Source organism: Pseudooceanicola atlanticus, from assembly GCF_000768315.1.
GTDB lineage: Bacteria > Pseudomonadota > Alphaproteobacteria > Rhodobacterales > Rhodobacteraceae > Pseudooceanicola > Pseudooceanicola atlanticus.
In genome coordinates this window covers 1-23,398 of sequence record NZ_AQQX01000013.1, presented here as the reverse complement: position 1 = coordinate 23,398, position 23,398 = coordinate 1, and the positions used below count along the sequence as shown (strand labels likewise).

The 23,398-nt window shown below is 62.5% G+C and carries 19 protein-coding genes and 2 pseudogenes; 7 read left to right on the top strand and 14 right to left on the bottom strand.

Features of this window, described 5'->3' with window-relative positions:
* Nucleotides 1-156: 156 nt before the first annotated feature.
* Genes ATO9_RS19085 through ATO9_RS19055 form a run of 7 tightly spaced genes read right to left on the bottom strand, consistent with a single transcriptional unit; the run spans nt 157 to nt 6,745 of the window.
* Nucleotides 157-1,224 (bottom strand): substrate-binding domain-containing protein, encoded by a 1,068-nt coding sequence (locus ATO9_RS19085; RefSeq protein WP_043753201.1) that lies wholly within the window; start codon nt 1,222-1,224, stop codon nt 157-159.
* The gene (locus ATO9_RS19080; protein WP_052418463.1) at nt 1,205-2,239 is read right to left on the bottom strand and encodes an ABC transporter permease; all 1,035 of its coding nucleotides are present in this window, start codon (nt 2,237-2,239) and stop codon (nt 1,205-1,207) included. The genes ATO9_RS19085 and ATO9_RS19080 overlap by 20 nt, the downstream gene beginning before the upstream one ends.
* Before the next feature lie 28 nt (nt 2,240-2,267).
* Entirely contained in the window at nt 2,268-3,248 is a 981-nt protein-coding gene (locus ATO9_RS19075) for a zinc-dependent alcohol dehydrogenase (protein WP_043753198.1), read from the bottom strand.
* 1 nt (nt 3,249) lies between these two features.
* The gene (locus ATO9_RS19070) at nt 3,250-4,284 is read right to left on the bottom strand and encodes a Gfo/Idh/MocA family protein (protein ID WP_043753196.1); all 1,035 of its coding nucleotides are present in this window, start codon (nt 4,282-4,284) and stop codon (nt 3,250-3,252) included.
* On the bottom strand, nt 4,284-4,568 hold the full coding sequence (locus tag ATO9_RS19065) for a YciI family protein (RefSeq protein ID WP_043753194.1): 285 nt from the start codon (nt 4,566-4,568) through the stop codon (nt 4,284-4,286). Before ATO9_RS19065 ends, ATO9_RS19070 begins: the two co-directional genes overlap by 1 nt.
* Nucleotides 4,569-4,578: 10 nt before the next feature.
* Entirely contained in the window at nt 4,579-5,649 is a 1,071-nt protein-coding gene (locus tag ATO9_RS19060) for an SDR family oxidoreductase (protein WP_043753191.1), read from the bottom strand.
* 28 nt (nt 5,650-5,677) lie between these two features.
* On the bottom strand, nt 5,678-6,745 hold the full coding sequence (locus ATO9_RS19055) for a 2,3-butanediol dehydrogenase (protein WP_043753189.1): 1,068 nt from the start codon (nt 6,743-6,745) through the stop codon (nt 5,678-5,680).
* 203 nt (nt 6,746-6,948) lie between these two features.
* Here ATO9_RS19055 and ATO9_RS19050 point away from each other — a divergent pair, with 203 nt between their 5' ends.
* From ATO9_RS19050 to ATO9_RS24395, 3 genes and pseudogenes are all read left to right on the top strand, one after another.
* Complete coding sequence (locus ATO9_RS19050; RefSeq protein ID WP_081979673.1) at nt 6,949-7,866, top strand: NAD(P)-dependent oxidoreductase; 918 nt, start codon at nt 6,949-6,951, stop codon at nt 7,864-7,866.
* Nucleotides 7,839-9,599 (top strand): extracellular solute-binding protein, encoded by a 1,761-nt coding sequence (locus tag ATO9_RS19045; RefSeq protein WP_043753187.1) that lies wholly within the window; start codon nt 7,839-7,841, stop codon nt 9,597-9,599. The genes ATO9_RS19050 and ATO9_RS19045 overlap by 28 nt, the downstream gene beginning before the upstream one ends.
* A 320-nt stretch (nt 9,600-9,919) precedes the next feature.
* Nucleotides 9,920-10,360: pseudogene (locus ATO9_RS24395) on the top strand (transposase); the annotation flags it as partial.
* Between the two features lie 45 nt (nt 10,361-10,405).
* On the opposite strand, the pseudogene ATO9_RS24500 reads toward ATO9_RS24395, so the two are convergent.
* Nucleotides 10,406-11,290 (bottom strand): annotated as a pseudogene (locus ATO9_RS24500) (Ig-like domain-containing protein); the annotation flags it as partial.
* A gap of 700 nt (nt 11,291-11,990) precedes the next feature.
* Here ATO9_RS24500 and ATO9_RS19035 point away from each other — a divergent pair.
* Entirely contained in the window at nt 11,991-13,004 is a 1,014-nt protein-coding gene (locus ATO9_RS19035; protein WP_043753183.1) for a TRAP transporter substrate-binding protein, read from the top strand.
* Nucleotides 13,004-14,230, top strand: coding sequence for an FAD-dependent oxidoreductase (locus tag ATO9_RS19030; RefSeq protein ID WP_043753181.1), 1,227 nt, complete (start codon nt 13,004-13,006; stop codon nt 14,228-14,230). The genes ATO9_RS19035 and ATO9_RS19030 overlap by 1 nt, the downstream gene beginning before the upstream one ends.
* A 12-nt stretch (nt 14,231-14,242) precedes the next feature.
* On the opposite strand, the gene ATO9_RS19025 is transcribed toward ATO9_RS19030, so the two are convergent.
* The 6 genes from ATO9_RS19025 to ATO9_RS19000 all read right to left on the bottom strand — a co-directional run bounded on the left by ATO9_RS19025 (nt 14,243) and on the right by ATO9_RS19000 (nt 21,426).
* A complete protein-coding gene (locus tag ATO9_RS19025; RefSeq protein WP_081979671.1) occupies nt 14,243-16,180 on the bottom strand; it encodes a TRAP transporter large permease in 1,938 nt (645 codons plus the stop codon).
* Nucleotides 16,170-16,946, bottom strand: coding sequence for a cyclase family protein (locus ATO9_RS19020; RefSeq protein WP_043753180.1), 777 nt, complete (start codon nt 16,944-16,946; stop codon nt 16,170-16,172). Before ATO9_RS19020 ends, ATO9_RS19025 begins: the two co-directional genes overlap by 11 nt.
* Nucleotides 16,947-17,069: 123 nt before the next feature.
* On the bottom strand, nt 17,070-18,032 hold the full coding sequence (locus tag ATO9_RS19015; RefSeq protein WP_043753178.1) for a fumarylacetoacetate hydrolase family protein: 963 nt from the start codon (nt 18,030-18,032) through the stop codon (nt 17,070-17,072).
* Nucleotides 18,033-18,109: 77 nt separating this feature from the next.
* Nucleotides 18,110-19,270: an alpha/beta hydrolase family protein gene (locus ATO9_RS19010; RefSeq protein ID WP_043753177.1), complete on the bottom strand. Its 1,161-nt coding sequence runs from the start codon at nt 19,268-19,270 to the stop codon at nt 18,110-18,112.
* Nucleotides 19,271-19,300: 30 nt separating this feature from the next.
* The gene (locus tag ATO9_RS19005) at nt 19,301-20,425 is read right to left on the bottom strand and encodes an FAD-dependent oxidoreductase (protein WP_043753175.1); all 1,125 of its coding nucleotides are present in this window, start codon (nt 20,423-20,425) and stop codon (nt 19,301-19,303) included.
* A gap of 65 nt (nt 20,426-20,490) precedes the next feature.
* Nucleotides 20,491-21,426: a LysR family transcriptional regulator gene (locus ATO9_RS19000; protein ID WP_043753173.1), complete on the bottom strand. Its 936-nt coding sequence runs from the start codon at nt 21,424-21,426 to the stop codon at nt 20,491-20,493.
* Between the two features lie 170 nt (nt 21,427-21,596).
* On the opposite strand from ATO9_RS19000, the gene ATO9_RS18995 reads away from it, so the two are divergent.
* A complete protein-coding gene (locus ATO9_RS18995) occupies nt 21,597-22,538 on the top strand; it encodes a VOC family protein (RefSeq protein WP_043753171.1) in 942 nt (313 codons plus the stop codon).
* Nucleotides 22,535-22,927 carry a Rieske (2Fe-2S) protein gene (locus tag ATO9_RS18990; RefSeq protein ID WP_238318812.1) on the top strand — a complete coding sequence of 131 codons (393 nt, stop codon included), beginning with the start codon at nt 22,535-22,537 and terminating at the stop codon, nt 22,925-22,927. The genes ATO9_RS18995 and ATO9_RS18990 overlap by 4 nt, the downstream gene beginning before the upstream one ends.
* Nucleotides 22,928-23,398 lie beyond the last annotated feature (471 nt).

Below are 23,398 nucleotides of genomic sequence, written 5' to 3'. Positions count from 1 at the left end.
CAAGCGAACCAAAGGCGTCCCGGCGTCAGGTTCACGCATATCCCGGGCAGTCTGGTCGGGTACAATGTCAGCCAAAGGTATCATCCGTTCGTTTTCCGCAGATCAGGGGTTCGGGTGCGGCACCCCGGGCGGCACATCCGCCCAGGGACAGGGCCATTACTGGCCGACGGCTTTCGCCTGTTCATCACCGGACAATTGCGAGGACAGGTAGATTGCCCCCGGCAGATCATCGCGGCACTGCACCTCGCTCGGGTCGCCATCCGTCGAGTCCTCGAAGTTCGGTGCTTCGAAGATCTCGGCCTCGGGCGGGGTGCCACCCGTCGCCTCGGCGATGGCCCACTGCACTGCGAGGCGCACGTTGTCATTGCCCGTCGCCACGGTGAACAGCTTGAAGTCCGGGTTGTCGGCCTGGTTCTCGTGCCAGAAGCAGCCGAGCGAGTTGCCGTCAGAAGTGGCAAGCGCCGGGATCGACCGGTCGAAGTTCTTGAAGACCGGCAGGGCCCCCACGAGGGACGGACCGAAGTCCGACACGATCACGTCGATGTCGTCATGCTGCGCGATGGCCGCGGACAGAACTTGCTGCGTCAGGGACGGGTCCCAGTTGGTGACGGCAAAGGGGTCGGGGTTCAGGAAGGTATAGCTGTCGTCGAGGATGTTCTTCATCCCCTTCAGCTCGTCCAGGCCCTGGCTGTTGCCGGCAGGGCCGGACAGGAACAGGATGTTGGCACCGTCGGGGAAGTTCTCCTTGATCCAGGTGCCCCAGCTTTCGCCATCATAGACGAAATCCGCACCGATGAAGCGGGTGTAGTTCCGGCCTGCCTCCCCACCGACGTTCACCCGATAGGGCACGACCACCGCGCCGGAACGGAAGGCATTGGTCAGCGCGGGAAGCACGGCCGGGCCGGCGTCACCGAAGACAACCATCGCGTCCACGCCGCGCGCGGCCATGGAGTTGATGTCGGAAATCGCCTTCTGGGTATCCCCCTGGCCGTCGGCGTAGAAATACTCGGTGATCGAGGGGCACTTCTCGGCCTCCTGCTTGCCCGAGGCCGTGGTCACAAGTCGCCAGCTGTTGCCACCAAACCCGTCGAGCAGCGCAAGCGTCGCTTCGTTCGGGCCACACCAGGACGGTGTGTCCTGCGCGGTTGCGGCGCCTGCCGACAGAACCATCCCCAGGCCAAGCGCCGCGATGGCACCGCCCCCTTTAAGCATCGAAAGTCTCATGGGTTTCCTCCTCCTTTGGACTTTTCGTCTTGGTTGTGAAACGGCTCGTCCAGTCGATCGAATAGACCCCGATCCCGAAGACGAGCGCGAGCGCCTGCACGATGGTCTGGGCCGAATACGGCACGCCGATCGACAGGGCGAACTGGCTGAGCTGGTTTAGAAAGAAGGCCGCGATCACGACCGAGATCGGAAAGCCGCGTCCTCCCAGCAAGGACGTACCGGCAAGCACCACCACAGCGACCGAAGGCAGGAGCAGGGAATTGCCCTGGAATGCGGTCGGCTCGCGCGTGATGCCGGCAATCAACACCCCCGCGGTGCAGTACAGAAGCTGCGCCATGACGTAGGCCATGGCCTGATAGCGCTTGACGCCAAGTCCGGCGGCACGCGCGGCGACACGGTTGGCGCCGATCGCCTCGAAGCGACGCCCGGCGACGGTCTTCTTCAGCGCGAAGGATACGATGGCAAGAATGCCGGCAGCGATGAAGACCGAATGCGGAATGCCCATGGTCTGTCCGCCCGCAATCGACGCCAGCAGCTTTGTCGTGATCCGCGGCACGCCACCCGAGATGGCGAAGACGGCAGAATATAGCAACGCATTCATGCCAATTGTCGCCACGATCGCGTTCAGGCGGAAATAGGCGATCATGATGCCGTTCAGGATACCGGCCGCCAGGGCAAAGCCGACCGCGACCAAGATGGCCTGCACCAGCATCGCGTCGTTTCCGTTTGGCATGTGGGTCGCGATGACGACTGCCAGCGACACCGAACCCGGCACCGACAGGTCGAAGCCGCCCTGCTGAACGACCAGCATCTGGCCCAGCCCGACGATCCCCAGAACCGCTGCGAAGGGAAGGCTGCCCATCAACGACCCGGCGGTGACCGCGGAAGGCGCGAAGATGGCGCAAAGCAGGATCAGGGCCAGGGTCGAAACGACGATGGTCGCAAACCCCTTGGCCAGGGGAATCGAGCCGATGCCAGTTGGCCGCCCGAGGCTTTGCGGTGTTGTATCGGCCATCGTCGTCTCCTCCCCTTGCCCAATGAACTCAGCTGATTTCCAGGGTGACCTTGACGGCCTTGTCCGGCGACTTGCCGAGGTCGAGCGCGGTCAGGGCCTCGTCGATGCCGTAGCTGTGGGTCTGGATCGGCGACAGATCGAGCCCCGTGCGTTCCAGGAACCGGATCGCCGCCGGCCAGACGCCGGGCGATCCGATACAGCCCTTCACGTTGAGGTTCTTGATCTGGATCTTGCCCAGGTCGACGTTTATCTTCTGGCCGATATTGATGCCGACCATGGAAACGTCCCCCTCTTCCCGGGCGTATTCGAAGACATTGGCCAGCGAAGAGGCATGCCCCGCGCATTCCACGACCAGGTCGGCACCGCCCTTGGTCATTTCCTTGATCGCCTCGACCGGGTCGCCGTCCATGGGATCGACCGTCGCATCCGCACCCAGCTGCATCGCGATATCGCGGCGCAGCGGCACCGGATCGACCACGATGACCCGCGCGCCCATGCCGATCGCAGCCGCCGCCGACACCAGACCGATGGTCCCGCCACCTGACACGACGACCGTGTCAGCGGCGCAGACGCCGCCGTTCCGCAGCACGGCGTAATAGCCACAGGTAAAGGGTTCGATCAGTGCGCCCTTGGTGTCGTCCACGGCATCGGGCAGCTTGTGCAGCCATTCAGGCCGGGCGGCAAAAAACTCGCGATCCGCGCCATCCATCGAAAACCCGAAGTGATGGATCCGTTCGGGCGTGTTGATGACGCATTCGCCGACCACCCGGTCGCCGCGTTTGAGGCCCTTGACGTTCTTGCCGACCTCGACGACCTCGCCCACCCATTCATGGCCCGGTGTGACCGGATAGGAGATCGGTATGATGTACTGGCCCGCCAGCAGCTCGTAATCCGAATGGCAGATGCCCACGCGCCGCGATTGGATCAGGACTTCGTTGTCGGTGATCCCGGGCGTCTGGACCTGCGTGACGACAGGCTTGTTCGGTTCATCGAAGATCAGGGCTTTCATGTCAGGCTTCCACTTTTTCCAGGGCGGGCTGGGCCACCGTTTCGATCTGGCCACTGCGCGACGATTTGAAGACCGCTTCGAGCAGCGCGATATTGTTCACCAGGTGATCGCCGGTGATCGGATAGGCCTCTGCTCCGCGCACGGCGCGGGCAAATGCGACAAGGTTGTCCTTGACCGGCTCGGCCTTGCCGATTTCGAGCGTTTCGATCGGGCCGCCGGCCATCGCGCTGGTGACAACCCAACCGTCCGGCGCCTCGACATGCGCCTTGTCGCGGATATCGATCCATCCCTTCGATCCGTAGACCGTGAAGCGGGACATGAACGGGTTGGCCAGCGAGGCCGAGACGTAAGACGTGCCGCCGCCCGCGAATTTCACGTAGGCAGCGACCGTGTCGCCCTGCGGGAGGTCGGACGACAATTGTTCACAGATGCAGAGCACGCTTTCCGCGCGCCCCAGCAGACGGACCGACAGGTCGAGAAGGTGAATGCCGGTCGCGGTCATGCCGCCAGCCGGGGCCTCCGTCGCCTTCACGCGCCAGTTGTCGCGGTCGATGGTGACGAACTTGTCATGGCTGAAGTTGGCCTCAATCTGGTGGATGCGGCCCAGTGCGCCGCTGTCGGCCTTGGCCAGCATGTCCGCGACCGGCGGTTCGAACCGGCGTTCATGACCCATGCCCAGCACCAGCCCGGCATCAGCGCAGAGTGCGACGGAACGTGCGGCCTCCTCGGCGGTCAGCGCCAGCGGCTTTTCGCAGAAGATATGCTTTCCCGCTTTCACCGCCGCGGCGATCTGGGCGGTGTGCATCGAATGCGGCGTCGCCAGCACGACCGCCTCGACCTCCGGATCCTTCAGCGCGTCGGCATACTCCGTCGACAGGGTGACCCCCTTGGCGTCGCACAGGTCGCGCACGCCATCCGCGTTCGGTTCCACCGCGCGGACAACCTTGATGTCCTCCGGTGCCGCCTCCAGGACAGAGAGCATCTTCTGCCCCCACCAGCCCAGCCCCACGAGGGCGATTTTGACCGGCCCCGACATCAGCGGTTGTCCACGCGCTTGGAGAACGGCCGGATCGAAACGGTCTTCCACAGCCCGACCTTGGCAAAGGGATCGTTGCGGTTGAAGTCCTCGACCTCGGCCATGCTATCGGCTTCCAGCACGAAACAGCTGCCGATCATCGTTTCCTCGTCATCCGCCAGAAGCGGGCCCGAAATGACGGTCTTGACCGGGGCCGACGCCAGGTACGCCTTGTGGTCGTCGTAATTCGCCAGTCGCTTGTCGACGGCGCCGTCGTGGTCGAGGCAATGGATCACGTAATGCATCTGGTCCTCCTCAGGCCGGAATGATCTTGCGTGCGCGCAATTCGTCGAACACGTCGGTGAAGCTGTCGCGAGTCGACTGGTAGGCCGTGAAGCCCAGCTTCCGGCTGTTCGTCATGTCGGTGAAGCATTCCAGTTCGCGCCCCAGATCGGCGTCGCTGTGCCACCACGACGCCAGCTTGGTCACCGGGATGTCCTGCAACCCGTGCTGGACGACGATTTCCTTCCAGACGCCATCGGCATCCTTCATCTGCTCTTCGAGCGGGGTTGGGTGGCCGGGATACTCCGCGACCTCGACGCCGAAATAATCCGCGATCTGCTGCCACAGCCAGGTCCAGCGGAAGACATCGCCGTTTGCCGTGTTGAACGGCATGTTGGCGGCTTCGGGCGTGGTCGCGGCCCAGTGGAACTGCTTGGCCAGCAGCCGTGCGTCGGTCACGTCAGTGACGGCGTTGTACTGCTCGGGCGAGCCGGGGTAGAGGAACTTCTGCCCGGTATGCTTGCAGATCGAGGCATAGACGGCCAGCGTCACCGCCATGTTCATGTAATTGCCGACAGTGAAGCCGATCATCGTGTGCGGGCGGTGCACCGACCAGTTGAACCCGTATTTCTCGGCCATCTCGAACAGGACGTCTTCCTGCGCGTAGTAGAAATTCGGCCCCGGCAGGCGCGGGCTGCTTTCAAGGAAGGGCGTGTAGGGCGTGACCTTTGCATAATCGTCGAAGGACCCGAGGTAATGCTTCAGCCCCGTCACCAACGCGGCATGTTTGACAGGCGCGCCTGCGATGCCCTCGAACAGGTTGCGGGCCATCAGGCCGTTCACCCGGACGTTCTCTTCCTCGTTCGCCTGGCGGGACCAGGTGCAGTAGAAGACGTGGGTGACATCCTGCGCGGCCTTCAGCGCCTCCGCGCTCGATTCCGCGTCGGTCAGGTCGGCCGCGATGTGACGATCGGACCATTCCAGGTCCACGTCGGACCGCGAGACGGTCACCACCGTCCATCCATGCGACTTGAGTTCCCGCGCCGTGTAGCTGCCAGACAGGCCCGTGGCCCCGACGATCAGCGCAATATTCTTTTCAGCCATAAGCTTTCGCTTTCGTATCTTGGTTCGGTCAGGTGGTGACCATGATTTTCAGATGCTCGCCGGCCGGGTCGAGAAGCGCCTCGAACCCCTTGTCGACGACGTCTTCGGCCGCGATGCGGGCGGTGATAACCTTTTCGATCGGGAAGTTCCCGGCGGCGACCATGCGGGCGATGCGCGGCCAGATCTGGGTCGGGTAGCACCAGGTCGCTTCGACGGTAATGTCCTTGAGCGCCCACAGCATTGCGTCGATCGCGGCGGGCTTCATGTGCAGGCCGACCTGTACCACCTTGCCTTGACGGCGCACGGCTTCGGCGCAGGCATTCAAGGACGCCTCCAGCCCGACGCATTCCAGCGCGACGTCGACGCCGACGCCCTCTTCCGTCAGATCGCCGATCACCTGCGCCAGGTCGTCGGCTTTGGGATCGACCACCGTGGCATAGGGCTCAATGTCCTGAATGATGCGACGACGGTTCGGATTGGGCTCTGACACGATCACGGTGCTGGCCCCCGCGGCATGCGCCGATAGAACCGTCAGCGCTCCGATCGGTCCTGCGCCGGAGACCAGTACGGTCGATCCGGCCTCGACACCACCGCGATCCACGCCATAAAGCGCCACCGCGGCCGGCTCGATCATCGCGGCCTGTTCATCCGTGATCCCGTCCGGCACGGGCTGGGCATTGTAGTCCTTGACGACTGCCTTCTCGCCCATGCCGCCCCAGGCCCAGCTGAGCCCGATGCAGCCCAATTGCGGCGACAGATGATAAAGGCCCCGCTTGCCGTAATAGTCGTTGCGCGGCGCAACCAGCGGCTGGACCGAGATGCGATCGCCCGCCGCCACATCCGATACCGCATCGCCGACCTTCAGCACCTTCGCGGAAAACTCGTGGCCCAGGATCTGCGGGTTGGTCGCCCCGGTATAGACATGCGGCTCGGCGGGCGTGACGATCGGACCAGCGATATACTCGTGCAGGTCAGTGCCGCATATCCCCGTGATGATCGGCTCGATCAACACATCGTCGGGCGCCAGGGTGTCCGACGGCTCCTCGACCTGCTCGACGCGAATGTCCTTGGCCCCGTGAAAACGAACAGCTTTCAAAACAATATCCTCCCTTCCAAAACAGGTGATCTTCGACAGGCGGGCCTTGGCACGGCCCCGGGATCACCACTCTGGTTGGGACGATTCGTAACAAACCGATCCGGATGCCGCAGATCAAAAATCTCCACTTCGGAAAAATTCGCCCAGCTTCCTCCAGATCGGCACCCTAAGCTGTCCTTTAAACGCAGGCGGAGATTTCTCGGATGAGCCAGACACACAAAGTATCGCCCGAAGAGCCCAATGTCGGCTGGATCGGCACTGGAAAAATGGGGGGGCCGATGGCCCGGAACCTTTTGCAGGCCGATATTCCCGTCATGATTTCAGAGCCCGATTCCGCCAGCCGGGACAGGTTGACCTCGCTCGGCGCGCAGGCCGCCGACTCTCTTTTCGATTTTTCCGCGGCATCGGTTGTCTTTGCGACACTGCCGAACGACCAGGCACTGGTCGACGTCGTCCTCAGGCAATCCGACCCGCAGGCGCCCGGCCTGGCTGACACGATGCCCACCGGATCCGTTCTTGTCGAAATGAGCACCGTTTCACCGGAATGCTCCGAACTGGTCGCGCAAAGGCTGAACCGGGCCGGCATCCGGTATGTGCGTGCGCCCTTGTCGGGCAGTACGGACCTTGCAGAGAAAGCCGCGCTGACGGTTCTGGCCTCGGGTGACCGCTCCGGTTGGGACGAAGCCCTGCCCTACATCGAGAAGCTTTCCGCGCGCCAGTTTTACCTGGGCGAAGGTGAGGAAGCGCGCTACATGAAGCTCGTGCTCAACACACTGGTCGGCGCCTCCTCGGCAATCCTGTCCGAAGCCCTGTCGATCGGCGCGAGCGGCGGTCTGAGCCGGTCCGACATGATGGAGGTGATCTGCGAAAGCGCCGTCGCATCGCCGCTATTGAAGTACAAGCAGGACACTGTGGTATCCGGCGACTACACGCCGGCCTTCACGGTGTCGCAGATGATCAAGGATTTCACCCTGATCAGTGAGGCGGCCAGGCGCAACAATGTGCCGTTGATGACCACGGGGCTGATTCTCGAACTCTACAGAAGCGCATCGAATGCAGGTATGCAGGACGAAGATTTCTTCGCATTGGTGAAATGGCAGGAAAAATTGTCGACAAGGTAGGTGACGCCGGGCAGCATCATGATGCGATGCAGCCTCAGGACGCGGAACTGACAAGCCACGAATTATCCCGGATCGTCGACTTCCTTCGTCGGCTCCGTGCCCCCTTTGACGTGCAGATGCCGGGCGCGAAACCGGACGTCTATCTGAACATCACGCTGGAACTGGTGGATGCCCACCTACGTGTCAGCCCGATCGACAAGTCGGGCCTTATCAGCCTGGCCGACGTGCCCTACAGCACCGGCAACCGCATGATCCAGAAGATGATCGAGGACGGTCTGATCCGGCAGGTCCCACGTGGCAACGGCCTGAAGACACACTTCCTTGAACCGTCGGACACGCTGCTGAACTCCTTCATGAGCTACGCCAGCCACGTCAAAGGCCACATGGCCAAGACCTTCGGCCTGCGCAAAGGGTCCGAGACCAGCGAGTATTATTTCGGCGGCAGCTATTTTGCTTCGCAGATCATTTCTCCGGTGCGGGGCGAGGACATTTCGGGCCTGAACCTCAGCGACATCAAGTTCCTGCTGAACGATGACAACTATTTCATCGCGATGCGGAACATGTGGTCGGACTTCCGCAATGACTTCGGCAAGCGGAGCAGCTTCGACCTCCAGCGTCTGCCCGATCTCTACGCCAACGCCCGCCGGACGTTCTCGGAAATGTCACCCCGCTATGACGTGGTGGCGATGAACATGCCCTGGCTCGGCGAATTCGCCGAGCGCGGAGAGCTGGCCCCGCTCGACCACCTTTTGTCGGATGCGGCGATCAACCCGCTGGATTTCCACCCCTCCGTCTGGGGCACCGGAAACTGGAAGGGCAAGCAATACGGCATCCCGCTCTATTGCACGATCGAGATCCTCGCCGCCCGCAAGGACCTGTTCGAGCAACGGGAGATCGCGTTCCCCAAGACCTTCGACGAAACAATCGCTGCCGCCCGGGAATTCCACGATCCGGCAAACGAATTCTACGGCATCGCCTGGAACGGACAGCGCGGCATGCCGATCGCCAATTCGTTCATGTTCTTCCTCGCCGCCTGCCGCACCACTGTCATCGACATGCCGCTGCGCAATCAGGAGAGCTGGAGCTTCGACACGTTCGAAGAGTTGAAGCTCCAGATCGACACCGAGGACGCGCTGGAGGTGATCGAATACATGAAGCAGCTGGCCGAGGTGTCGCCGCCCGATATTGCCACAATGGACTGGGAACGGCGGATCCATCATTTCATGTCCGGCCAGACAGCCCTGGCCTATTGCTGGACGATGCGAGCCGCGCGGTTCGAACACGAACTTAGCTCGCGCGTGGCCCGTCGCGTCGCCTATCTGCCGCCGCCATCACGCCGGATGCGACGCGTCTCGGCGCCAATCGGCGGCTTCCTCCTGACGATCCCCTCCTATGTCGACCCGGTTCGCCAGAAGCAGATCATCAACGCCATCGCGTGGATGGTGTCGCCAGAAGCCATGAAAGAACACGTGAAGAACGGCTTCCCCGTTGCCCCGCGTTTTTCCGTCTGCGCCGACCCCGAAGCCCTGGCATCATCGCCGATCGTCAGCATGGTGGACCGAATGGCGCGCAAGAACGAATTGGTCACCTGGGCCCGCCCGCCCGTGCCGCAGTTCAACCTGATCGAGCGAACGTTGGGCGAAGAAATCCACGATATCGTGTTCAACGGGAAGTCACCGCAACGCGGTCTCAAGGACGCGGTAAACCGGATCCTTGCCGCCATCCGGAGCTGAAATGCCCGGGTTATGTCGAGAGCGTTGAGCCCAATTCTCGCACTCTTCGCTCGAAGGCCTCAATCTGCACAAGTTTCCAAAGATTTGCGCCTTAAAGAATTGATAATGCGCAGGTAAACCCGGCTCCTTCGCCACCACCTTCAGAAGGTTGAAGTGACAACATTGAATGGGTGTAACCTCTCCGATGGACAGTAACACCATACCGCAATGCGCGGCCTCCGCTTTGGCCGCCAACTTGCCAGTACGGACCTGTTGACCTTCCCCCCGCGAAATCCGTCACCGTGATGTTGAGTTTGCGCCAACTCTGAAGGAGCAGACACATGCGAAAGAGCCGTTTCACCGAGGCGCAGATAATCAGGATGATCAAGGAACAGGAGGCCGGGCTTCCGACGGCTGAGGTGTACCGCAGGCGCGGGCTGAGCACCGCCACGTTCTACAAATTGAGGGCCAAGTATGGAGGTATTGAAGTGTCCGAGGGGTCCAGGCTGAAGGCGCCTGAGGATGAGAATGCCAAGCTCAAACGGCCGCTGGCAGGCACGATGCTGTACAACGTGGTGCTGAAAGACCTGCTGGGAAAGAACTGACGACAGTGAGCCATGAAGGCGCCACTGGTTCGAGCCCACTGGCGAACCAAGCGGCGAGAAGCGGCGCTCCGGGATCATGACATCCCGCAGCGCCGGGCCTGCAGGCTGGTTGGTGTCGCCCCCAAGACAGTCCGGCGCGAACGCCCGCCGGACTGTACCGATATCCACGGCGACCTTACCATTCTGGGCACCGCAAGCACGGACGAGTTCGAAGGTGTCGCCGAAATCAATGATCGTATCGTTGGAAAGAACGTCAAAGGTACCGACCTCGTCCTCTGCGACTGTGAAGCGGTTGTTGGACGCGACCGGAGCTTGGTCGGACCCTTCGATTGTGACGGTGATCGTACTGGTCGCGCTTGCGCCATGCTGGTCGGTCGCCGTGACCTCCACGAAAACGTCGCGCGTTTCGCCCGGGGCAAGGTCCTGCATATCGCCTTCGGTCTCGAAATACAGGTTCGATCCGTCCAGCCAGGCCTGACCTTCGACCGGTGCGCCTGTGATCGTGTAGATCAACGTGGCGCCGTCGTCGTCGCTGTCCACATCGCTGCCAAGGGCCGTCAGGTCCAGCGGTTGACCGCCTTCGTCGACGATCGCCGACATTTCACCGGCGGCCATCACAGGAGCGTCGTTCTTGCCGACGATACGGATTTTGCCCCTGGCCGTGTCGCTATCGCCGTCGATATCGGTCACGCGGTACTTGAAGACCTCTTTGGCGACCTCGCCGAGGGCCAATTCGTCGAAGGAACCGGCCGCCTTGAAGCGGAAGGTTCCGTCGTCCCGCAGTTTCAGATCGCCGCGTGATGGGCCAGAGATCAGTGTGACTGCATCCAGCGGATCGCCGAGATCGTCATTGTCGAGAACTGATCCCCTTGCGACACGGTCTTCGCTCACTCGGATCCTGTCATTGACTGCGGAGACAGGAGAGTCCTCCCACGAGATTTCCTTGCCATCGACAACCAGGCGGAGGGCTTCGAACTCGCGAACCTTTACGTTCAGGGAGTCGAACTCGAACCATCTTCGGTCGCGCCCCGCATCGATCTGTTGTGACAGTGCTTTCAGGTCGGCGCGCAGCGAGGTCTGGATTGCCAGCCACTCATCCAGGGACAAGCGGATTTCGAATGTGTCTTGGCCGCGTCCCCCGTCATATGGTTTGAGCCCGCGCCCTGTCCGTTAGCCCGTCGAGGACCATGCGGTCGTCGCCTTCCCCAGCTGGACAAAATCGTGCCGGCCGCCGCTGTCAAAGACTGAGTCGTCGCCCCGCTGCGTAAATACCGGGTGTTTCCGCCAGCCTTGGAGGTTCGCTTCGTTGTTGCGACCCCAGAAATCAAAATGAAGGTGGGGAAACAGAAAGCTAAGAAAGTCATTCGCGGCCCTCCGGAAATTTCTATTCGCGCGCCGTATAGAAGGCTGGGCGGCGCTGCCTGAAATGTCTGTCTAATCCTCCCTACGGCGCCGTACCTTTGACGCAGGGACAACCTTGCTTACGTCAAAATGCCCGAAACGGTCCAATTCTTTGGGTTCTGGGGCTGAAACTGGGCAGAATTGTCAGCCCCCGAAGCCAATCGATAAGGGGGCGGAGAATTGTCCGTAATTGAATGGCTTTTTGGCCTCAAGGCGTGTTGATTTTGCGGCGAATTCGACGACAGCAGTGGTATTCGGATCTGATCTGACACGCTGCGATCGGGTTTTGGTGCATCCATCCCGTAAATACATTGCATGGTGACATTCAATTTTTCGCAGCCCTATGCGTTTCATAGCCTTTGGGTCACCTGGCATCGGTCACGCTGCCAGACCCAGGGAGGATACAATGAAATTACGCTCGTCCGTCGTGGCTGTGGTCGCGGCGCTTGCCGGTCTGCCGACCATGCCGCAAGCTGAAACTCTGATCTTTGCAACAACCAACCCGGAGCAGCATCCGATCAACCAGGGCTTCCTTGTCCCCTGGGCCGAACGGATCAATGCCGCGGCGAACGGAGCCGTCGAAATCGACATCCGCCACGGGCCGATGCTGGCCAATCATGCCAATTTCTATGATCGCGTGGCCGACGACGTCACCCAGATCGGCTGGGGCATGACCGTGTTCAACCCCGGGCGCTTCCCCTCGACCCTCGTGGCCACCTTGCCCTTCATGGTCGACAGCGCCGAACAGGGTTCTGTCGCGCTTTGCGCCATGTACAAGGCCGGCGCCTTCGACAAGGATTTCTCGGACGTCGTGCCGTTGCTGCTGGTGGAATTCCCGCAGGCATCTCTGCACGTCAACGGCGGCGACCTGACAGACATGAATGACATTGCGGGCCGCAAGATCATCACCTCCAGCCCCGCCGCCGCCGCGATTGTCGGCGAACATGGCGGCGCGCCGCTGTCTTTCAACATAACCGAACAATACGAAGCGCTTCAGCGCGGCGCTGCCGACGGCACGATCCTCAACTTCACCGCGTTTCCGGGCTTTCGCCTGAACGAGGTTACGACCGATCATTTCGTTGCCCCGCTTGGGGGCGCCATGGGCATGGTCTTCATGTCGAAGGACCGCTGGAACAGCCTGTCGGACGACGCTCAAGCCGCGATCCAGGCGGAATCGGGCTGCGAGGGGACACGCGCCTTCGGCCAGTTCATTGACGAATGGGAAGCCGGAGCCAAGGCCATGGTCACCTCACAAGAGGGCCACACCCTGACCGAAGCGACCCCCGAACAGATCGACACGTTGACCGCGCGGCATTGGCCGGGTCTGCTGGCCGGGTTCTCGCATGCCGTGCCAGGCGGCGCGGAGTTGATCGAGATGTTCAAGGCCGAACTCGACAAGGCATCCGAGGACGCATCCTGATGAGCGAAGCGACCTGGAGAAAAGGACGGCGCGTCGCGATTTCCGGCGCGGGTCCCGGGGGCGTCTCGGCAGCTCTGGCCATGATCCGGCAGGGATACGACGTGCGCATCTATGAACGCGCGCCCGAGCCGAAACCACTTGGCGGCGCCGTGCTGTTGTCGACCCCCGTCCTGGCGGTAATGCGGTCCTACGGCATCGACGTCGGCCCCAGTTTCGGCAGCAAGACCATCGTGGAATTCCGCAACAACCGCGGCCATACGCGCGCGCGCCTTCCCTTCAATGCATCCGTTGAAGAGGCGCTCGGCATTCCGGGCTGGCATTACGGCGTGCTGCGCTCGACAGCCTTTGCCAAGATGCTTGACCTGCTGCCTGACGGCGTGATCGTCCCCAACCACTCTGTCACTGGATACGATGAAACCGATGATGGTGTCCGGGTGAATTTCGATGGTGCAGCGCCGGTCGAGGCAGACATCCTCGTCGCCGCCGACGGTATCCGCTCCAGGGTCACCGAACAGGCCTTTGGCGATCCCCAGCTGTTTCATGTCGGATTGCGCGTCTGGCTGGCCTGGTGCGGGGATTTCGGCGGTCTTGACCGCAGCACCGGGGCGATCACTCACGCCCGTGACGTTCAGGCCAGCTATTTTCCGATGCTTCACAATGGCAAGCCCGGCTGGGAATGGTGGATCGTCGAGAAATCCGGCCCCGATGCGGTGCCGCCCGCCGATGCCGAAGCGCACCTTCGCGAACGGCTGAGTCATTTCGCGGATCCATTGCCGCGTTTCCCGGGTCATACGAATTTCGACACGCAAGTCTTCCGTTGGGAGATCTACAACCGCCCCTCGCTTGACCATTGGACCAAGGGGCGCATGGCCGGTCTGGGCGACGCGGTGCATCCGGTTTCTCCCTATGCCGCCTACGGTATGGGTATGGCGATCGAAGACGGGTATTTCCTGGCCCGCGCACTTGGCGGGCGTGATCTGTCGGACCGGGCTGCCATTGCGCAGGCCTTCGCCCGATACGAGGATGAACGCGTTGCCTACGTGACCCACCATGTGGAATTTGCCCGCAAGCTGGGTGACCAGTTCCACAATGCGCCCAAACCGGTCGCCTGGCTGCGAGACAAGATCTTCGACAACACCAGGCTTTTGGAAAAGCTGATCACCAAGGATTACCTGAAGGATGCCGAGGTGATGTCGCTCAGCCTCAGGGAATTGCACGTGCCCTGAGGTCCGCGAACTCTATTGCGTTGTGGATGGCAGCCACAGCGCTATAGCGGGAAACCCGATCAGCAGGATGATCTTGACGATGTCTGCAGCCACGAAGGGCAGCACGCCCCGCATGACCTGCCCCAGCCCGACATCGGGCTGAAGGCTTTTCAAGACGAACAGGTTGATCCCGAAAGGCGGCGTGATCAGGCCGATCTCGACCACCACGAGCATCAGCACCCCCCAATAATAGATGTCATAGCCCAACCCGGTGACGATCGGGGTGACGACAGGCACGGTGATCACCATGACCGCGAAACTGTCCATCACCGATCCAAGCAGCAGGTAGAACACGACCAGCGACGCCAGGATGACAACCGGTCGCGCGTCGAACCCAGCGATCCAGCGGGCCACCATGTCCGGTGCCTGCCCCATGTTCACGAAGAAGGAAAAGATCAGCGCGCCGAAGATCAGCCCATAGATCAGGGCCGTGGTCTGCGTCGTTTCCGACATCACAGACAGGAAGCTTCGGCGGTTCAACCGGCCTCGCATCGCGGCAAGCACAAAGGCCCCGACCGCGCCGACCGCCGCGCTTTCGGTTGCGGTAAAGACACCTCCGTAGAGGTCACCGATGACCGCGCCGAACAACAGGGCCACCGGCAAGGCGCCGATCAGGGCCGGGCCAAGGGGCGTGGATGCAGCCTCTGCGTCCTGGACGTCGCTGCGCCGGACGACCACCCAGATCACGACGAAATAGAGCAGCAGCGCCAAAAGGGCGGGCACCATGGCCGCAACGAAGAGCGTGGCAATGGATTGTTCGGTGAGCAGGGCGAAGAGGATGATTGCGCCGGACGGTGGAACCAGCGCTCCCAAGGTGCCCCCTGCCGCGACGGTCCCGCTGGCGAAGGAGGGCGCATAACCGCGAGCCTTCATCTGCGGCAGGGCTATCCGGCCAAAGGTCGCGGCGGTGGCGATGGACGACCCGCTGACCGAGCCGAACCCCGCACAACCCGCAACCGTGGCATAGGCCAGCCCGCCGCGCACCCGCCCCAGCAGTGCATGCGCCAGCCGGTAGATGTCGTCCGAAATGCCAGCCGCGACCGCAAAGCTGCCCATCATCAGGAACAGCGGCAGCGTCGCGACTTGGGCGTTGGTCAGGAACTCGCCCGCGTCGGTGGCCAGCACGTTGCCCGAGGACCTCCATCCGATGAAGAGCGCCGTGCCACCCAGCCCGATCAACCCCGAAACCGGCGCCAGCGGGATCTGCAGGAACACACCGAGCCACAGGAAGCCGAACGCCATCAGGACGAACGCGCCGGGTTGGGTTTGCGCCAATGACGCCAAGCCCGCGAAATCCATCGTCGCCCAAACCATGGTCGTGGTCAGGACGGCCGTGAAGGCCCCGGCGATCAGCCATCCCGCGAACGTGGTCCGTGGCGTGACGTTCTCTGGTGGTCCCGCGGCAATGTCTTGCACGACGTTCCGGACCTGCGCCAACGATGCCGCGGCCGCCGCGATGGCGATCACGAAATAGGTCGGGGCCAGCGGCCATTGCAGCAGCAGGGTTTCCCGCCCCTGCGCATGGTACTTGATTGCCAGACCCCAGGTCTTCCAGGCAAGCAGCCCGAAGAAGAGCGCCAGCAGCCCCGATCCCGCCACAGCCAGGACACGCGACAGGCCCGGCCCGAATTGCCCGGCAAGCAAGTCGACCTTCAGGTTCACGCGCCGAACCGCGCCGGCCGGCAGGGTCAGCGCCACGGCCATGGCAAAGACCTGCGCCATCACTTCGTTCAGGGCGACGACCGCGCTGCCCGCAAGCCATCGCAGCAAAACGTCCACAACGATGACCATGGCACCGCAGAGCATTCCTGCAACGGCCAGGGCGGACAGCCACGCGCTGGCCACCTCTGCCGAGTCGCGGCGGCGGGGCGTAGCGGCACCGGAAGGTGCCTTGTGCAGACTATCGTTCATTCACGATGGCCACCGGGCGGCACCATCCGGCCGACCCCTTTTCGACCTTCACCGGAAAGCAGATCACTTCGAACCCCGTCGAAGGCAGCGTCTCGAGGTTCGCCAGCTTTTCCATGTGACAATAGATCGTTTCGGCTCCGGCCTTGTGGCCCTCCCAGAAGAGCGACCAGTTGCCGGTTTCCCGGATTCTCTCCATCTGGCTGGCCAGCGGGGGATCCCAGCTCCAGGCATCGGTGCCGCAGACGCGCATGCCGCGGTCTGTCAGCCACAGCGTCGCCTCGCGTCCCATACCACAGCCCGAGGCGACGTAATCGTCCTCTCCATAGCGCGACCCGGCCCGGGTATTCACAAGGACGATATCGCCGGGGGCCAGGTCATGGCCGATCCGGGCCAGCTCTGCCTCGACCTCACCGGGGGTCACGACGTGCCCGTCCGGGACATCGCGGAAATCCAGTTTCACCCCCGGCCCCATGCACCATTCCAACGGCACTTCGTCGATTGTCATCGCGCGTTCGCCGCCATTCATGGTCGGGTGGTATTGCCAGGGCGCGTCCATGTGGGTGCCGTTATGGGTCGTGATCTCGGCCTTCTCGATGGCCGCGCCCTTCTGCTCCAGCTGCTTGTCGACGGGCATGCCAAAGATCTTCTCGAAATCCTGCGCGCCCACGTCATGACCGACATAGGTCAGGCGGGGGCCGAGGCCCGGCGGATCGCTGGCCACCCGGTCTGTCAGGACGACGGACAGGTCGATGATACGTCTGCTCACGAGGGTCTCCTCCCTTCGGCATTTGTTGGGCGGCAGGCTACCGGCCGCCGCGTCTTGGGTCGAATGAATGCGGGCAATGTTTGGGCTTCATCGGGTCAATACTCCCGTCTGCCGCGGAGACTTTCAGCCCTTCACCACCTTCTGGTCGATCGCACCGAAAAGGGGTGTCCCGTCGGCGGCCCTTGCTTCCATCCGGACGGTATCGCCGAACGCCATGAAGCCGGTACGGGGTTCGCCATGATCGAGGATCTCAATGCCGCGCCGCTCGGCAATGCAGGACGAACCGACCGCGCGATAGGTGTCGTTCGACACCGTACCGGAGCCGATGATCGTGCCCGCAACCAGGTCTCGCGAATAGGCGGCATGGGCGATCAGCTGATCGAAACCAGCCGACATCTGGTAGCCATTGGCCGCACCGAAACGGTCGCCGTTCCAATCGACCTGCAGCGGAAGGTCGATCCGCGCGTCCCGCCATGCCTCGCCCAACTCGTCCGGCGTCACCGCGACCGGCGCGGCGGAACAGGCGGGCTTGCATTGCAACCAGCCGAAGCCCGTCTTCATCTCGCGTGGTGCAAGCTTGCGCAGCGACCAGTCGTTGATCTGCACCAGCAGGCGAATGTGGTCACGTGCGGCCTCGGCCCCCGTTCCCATGGGCACCCGGTCGGTGATGATCCCGAACTCGCCTTCGAAGTCGATGAAATCCTCTTCCGAGGGGAACGGGACATCCGCCATCGGCGCGTGGAACCGGTCCGAGAGTCCCTGGTAGATCAGCGGTGGCCAGGTCGGCAGCGGGTCGATGCCAAAGACCTTTTCCATCAACGCGCCATGGCTGTCATAGGCCGACCCGTCCAGCCACTGCCACGCGCGCGGCAGCGGGGCCAGGGCTTGTGCGGGATCGAAACTCGCACCAGCGCCGGCATTGACGGCCTCGTATTCGACGGCGAGGGCGGGGGCCAGCGCCTCCCAGTCATCCAACAGGGCCTGCATGGTCGCGGCGGCCTTCGCAGGCGCGCAACGTACATGATCGCGCGAGACGACGTGCAGGCGCCCGTCAGGTGATCCATCAGCCAGGGTGGCAAGTTTCATTCGTCTCCTCCGTCGGGTTCAGTCTTGGTACGGTCCCAGGAACCAGCGCCGCGCGGGCTCTGTACTCCCCTTGGGCATCAGGCCAGCCGCCCGCCAAGCGTTTCAGCAAACCAGTCGGCGATGTAGGACCGACCGAAGGACATGTTGTCCGCGCCCACATGTTCGACCCCGCCTTCGCGCTCGGTAAAGATCTTCAGTTCACGCCGGGGCGCGTTGGTCAGCTGGTCATAGCTCTGATGGGCGTAATCGACACTGATCTGCCGGTCATTCGCGCCGTGGGTGACGAGGAACGGCACCTTGATCTTATCCATCACCCCGTTGAGGTGCATGCCAGCGGATTTCTCGAAGAAATCGTCCATGTCCGTCGCGCCAAAAACCCACTGGACGTGGTTCCAGTAATGCGGCACGGGGTTTTCCCCCTCGCGCTTGAGACGGCGCTGCTGAACCTCGGCCCAGTTGTGGTTGGCGCCCCAGACGGCACCGGAGGCAAAGCGCGGTTCAAAGGCACAGACGCGGGGCGCATAGAACCCACCCAGAGAAATCCCGGTGATCCCGATCCTTTCGCCATCGACATCGTCGCGGGCGGCCAGCCAGTCGAAAACCGGCGTGCCCCAGTCCTCGGATTTCCAGGTGGCCGGCATCCCTTGCTTACGCAGGCTTTCCCCGGTGCCCGGCTGATCCACGCAAAGGGTCGAGATCCCCCGCTTGGCCAGCTCCTGCGGCAGACGCGACCAATAAAGAAGCTCCTTGCAGCTATCGAGACCGTTCAGGTAGACCACCGCGGGCGCGGGGCCGTCTACACCTTCGGCGCGGGTGTAGAGAACCGGAATCGTCTTGTCGCCGTAGGGAACTTCGAACCGCGCGACATTGTCCTTTGAATAGCGGGTGCCGCGCGCGAAGGCATCGAGGCCCTTCTGATAGGTCGCATCGCGGCCCGGATGACCATGGCCCTGCATCCGTTCCGCGGTCAGGTAGTACAAAGCGGCGCGCTGCAGCTTGGGTCCGGCGGACAGTAGCCGCTGCTGTTCCGCATCCTCCGCGGCCAGGTCCACCAGCTTGTCGGCGACGGCCAGCCAGGCCTTCATGAAGTCGCCCGTGCCGGCATCCTCGCCCTTCTGAGCCTTTTCCAGCAGCGGCTGGCACATGTCCATGATCTCGCCCAGCTCGGCGCCGCTCGCCATGGCGATCGACACGGACAGGTTCCAGACATAGTTGGGGAAGTAATCGAACATCGCCATGGGCGGGGCGTCTCCTGCTTTGTGGTCGGGTCAGATGGGCTGCGCCATCAGCCCCATTGTCTTGCGATTAAGCTCTCCGACATCGACGGGGTCGGCCTTGCCCATCTGGCTGTCCCCTATGAGGACAGAGTTGTCGGCAATGAACTTCGCACGGTCGAACCGACGGGTGCGGTAGGCGGTAAAGGCGGCCTCGGGGGTTGTATGACGGGATAGCTCTTCGGCCAGGACGATCGCATCCTCGATTGCCATGCCGGCCCCCTGCGCAAGATGTGGGGTGGACGCGTGGATGGCATCGCCGATCAGGACGACACGGCCGCGATGCCAGGCGCCGTCGAGAAAGATCACCTCAAGTGGCCGGGCGATGACGGCGGCATCGTCGGTGATCTGGTCCGCGATGGCCTTGACCTGCGGCGGTGCGAGCGAACCAATCCGGTTCCGCATCGCCTTTGCCGCACCATCCTGGGCCAGCTTGAATCCCTCGTCTTCCTGGCTCAGCAGGAACATGTACATCAGGTCCTGGCCCAGCGGCACGAAACCGGCATTGACCGGACCTGCGAAGATCTGGATCCCCTCCATCTCGGGTGGCTGGACAAGGTTGTACCGCCAGACCCATTGCCCCGTATAACGCGGCTGCGGCGCTTCGGGCAGGATCTGGCCGCGGGTGCGGGAAAACACACCGTCAGCCCCGATCACGATGTCATGCCGGGCCGTGGTGCCGTCGGACAGGGTGACGTCGACCCCTGTCCCGTCATCCTCAAGGCCGATCACTGTCGTTCCAAGCCGCAGGGTGACGCCCAGCTGTTTTGCGCGATCCGCCAGAACCTGCTGCAGATCGGTGCGCCGGATCCCGGCGTTCGAGGGATAAGCGTCGCCGGCGAGGCGCGGGGTATTGAAGTCGGCCACTTGCTGGCCACCCGGACCTCCATGCAGGACGGTCCGGTCAAAGCCGAATGCCTTTTCCAGGTAGGCATCGATCAGTTCCAGCGAGGCCATGGCACGGATGACGTTGAACTGCTGGATGATGCCGACGCCGTAGACCGACCATTCCGGGTCCTTCTCGACGATCTCGACTGGATAGCCCTTGCGGCGCAGTGCGATCGCGGCGGTCAACCCGCCGATTCCGCCGCCGATGACGAGTACAGACTTCAAATCCATTGCAGGCCTCCCCTCCCGATGGTTCGGAAAACCTACGAGGCCCTATGGTATTTGAGAAATGGAACTTACCGATCCGGTATATTCTCTGGATCAATAGGTTTCAGCCCTTTGGCCGCCTCGAGGATCAGCTCCCGCAGCCAACTGATGCCCGGGTCTGCATCCCGGTAGCTGTGCCATTGCATCGTCTGAACCAGCGGGTCTGCCGGGAAGGGCAAGGGCTGAATATCCAGCGGTAGATGCTGTGCCGCCATGTCCGCGACCTGCCGGTGCACTGTCGCGATCCGGTTCGTGCCGACGACAAGGAACGGCAGCGTCGAAAAGGAAAAGGACCGCACCTCGACCCGCCTCTCGAACCCCAGACGCGCCAGCATCTCGGCCTCGAGCGACCCGGCCGAATTCGGCGGCACCATGATCGCGTGGCCTGCCTTGGCAAAGGCGTCGCGAGTGATTGGCTGTCCGGCCAGAGGGCTTTCCGACCAGACGACGCAGACATATTCGTCGATATACAGCCGTTCGTAGGGATGATCCTCAGACACGTAAGATTCCGGCGCGATCAGGATGTCCGCCTCCCCCTTTTCCAGCAGCTGGTAGGGATGCGCCGTTTGCGGCACCAGTCGGAACCGGACATTTGCTCCGATTTCATGCGCCAGCGCAAAGACGCGTGGCATCAGGACAGTCAGCGAATAATCCGACAACAGGATGCTGAACTCGCGATCCGCGCCCAGCGGATCGAACTCGGGCGCCGTGTCGATCGTCGCCTCGATCCTGACAAGGATGTCCCGCACCGGCGCCTGCATCGACACGGCGCGCGGCGTCAGCTCCATCCGGCGGCCGACCTGTACCAAAAGCTGATCGTCGAAATAGGTCCGCAGCCGGGTCAGCGCGTTGCTCATCGCCGACTGGCTCATGTTCATGCGCTCTGCGGCAGCGCTGACCGATTGCAGGGCCAGCAGGTTGTCCAGCGCGACCAGCAAATTCAGATCAAGTTGTTTGAACCGCATCCTTTCCCCTCCCAATGGCGCCCCCGGATGCCAACAGGGGCTGCATGGCAGTCTGGCGCATTCACCATGTGAATGCAAAGCATCCAGACTTCCCATTTTTGGAATACGTGGCCGCTGCCTATGCTCCATCCGGATCCCCGCTCGGGCGGGGCCAGGAGGAGGGCACACCCATGCAAATAATCGGACCCGACGAATTGATCTTCGGCGTCGACAACCTGGAAGCAAGCCGGGATTTCCTGGCCGATTACGGGCTGACCGACATCGGAGGTGATACGTTCGAGGCGCTGGACGGCACCGCGATCACCCTGCGGGCGCGCGATGACGAAAGCCTCCCGCCGCCTCTGCCAACGGCAAGCATGCTGCGTCGGACCGTCTGGGGCGTGAAGGATCAGGCGACGCTCGATGCGATCGAGGCCGAACTGTCGAAAGACCGTAGCGTGACCAGGACAGAGGACGGCGTTCTTCTGACCAAGGACGATTGCGATTTCGAGATTGCCTTCCAGCTGACGCGCCGCCGTGCATTGTCCCTCCCGGCCGAGATGATCAATTCACCCGGTGCCGAACCCGGTCGCGAGATGAACGAAATTGGCGCGAACGAATACGCCGAGGCCAGGCCCCGCACGCTGAGCCATATCGTCTATTTCGTCCCGGACATGGACAAGATGGCCAATTTCTACATCGACCGGCTGAACTTCGTGATCACCGACAAGTTCACCAATACCGGACCGTTCCTTCGCCCGCAGGCCAACCACGATCACCACGTCCTCTTCATGATCCAGACACCTCCCTACATGCAGGGGCTGGAACACCTGGCTTTCCATATGCAGGGCCCGACCGAGCTAATGCTGGCCGGGTCGCGGATGGTCAAGAAGGGCTATGAAAGCTTCTGGGGACCGGGGCGCCACAAGTTCGGATCGAACTGGTTCTGGTACTTCAATTCGCCGCTCGGCACGCATGTGGAATACGATGCCGACATGGATCTTCATGACGGTGACTGGATCCATCGCGAAGGCCCGATGGGGCCGGAACAGGCCCAGATGTTCCTGTTCGAGAATGTCGAGAAATGGGCCCCCGGCGGTCCGCCGCCAGGCAAGGGAGCCAAGCCGGAGTGACCGCATCCATGCGCCGGTTCGACGCGCGCGAGGTGACAGAGCCCTTGTGCAGGATTGCCGACCTGCCCGAAGGCCGGTCTGTCGGCTTCGACCCCCTGAACGAAGGCCGGGACACGATGTTCGTCATCCGAAAGGGCGACAGCATTCACGCCTGGCGCAATCTTTGCCCGCATTACGACCGGGCGCGCATGGCCTGGAAGAAGGACGAATTCCTCAACGGTGACCGCAGCCGTATCATGTGCGCCGCACATGGCGCACTGTTCCGGATCGAAAACGGGATTTGCGAGGTCGGGCCCTGCATCGGCCAGCAGTTAACGCCTGTTCCGACCGTCCAGCGGGACGGTGCGCTCTGGATCGACGGGATTTATGCCCCGGGCTTCAGACGGTGACAGCCGGCCAGAGCGGCCGAGCGCCGGATGGTTGTCCGCGCATTGGCGCGAAACGCATTTCTGGGTATCCGTTGCGTTTCTCGATAGGGCCTTTGGCCTGTTCGATCAGGGGCTGGCAGTCGATCCCTTAGCTCTCCATCTCCGCGAACCGCGGTCGAAAGTGGCCGAGCGGCGAACGAAGAGGCGAAGGGAGCTCAGCGCTGAGCGATGCCCTTGGTACAGCACCTACAAGGCACATCCGGCCCGATTTCTGCCCGTGCGACCACCCAGCCTTCAAACAAAGCACCACTCCTTTCCATACGTCCGGATATCGGAGCAACTTTCTGTGACGTGCGGAGCTCCAGCGCCAAGACGCCCCCAGTAACCGATCAGTTCAGGCAGTTGCAGCCCAGAGCCGACCTTGCTGCTAAGTGGTGTAGATGGCTGCTGACCTGCCCCCCGCGAAATCCCTCACCTTAATGTAGAGTCTGC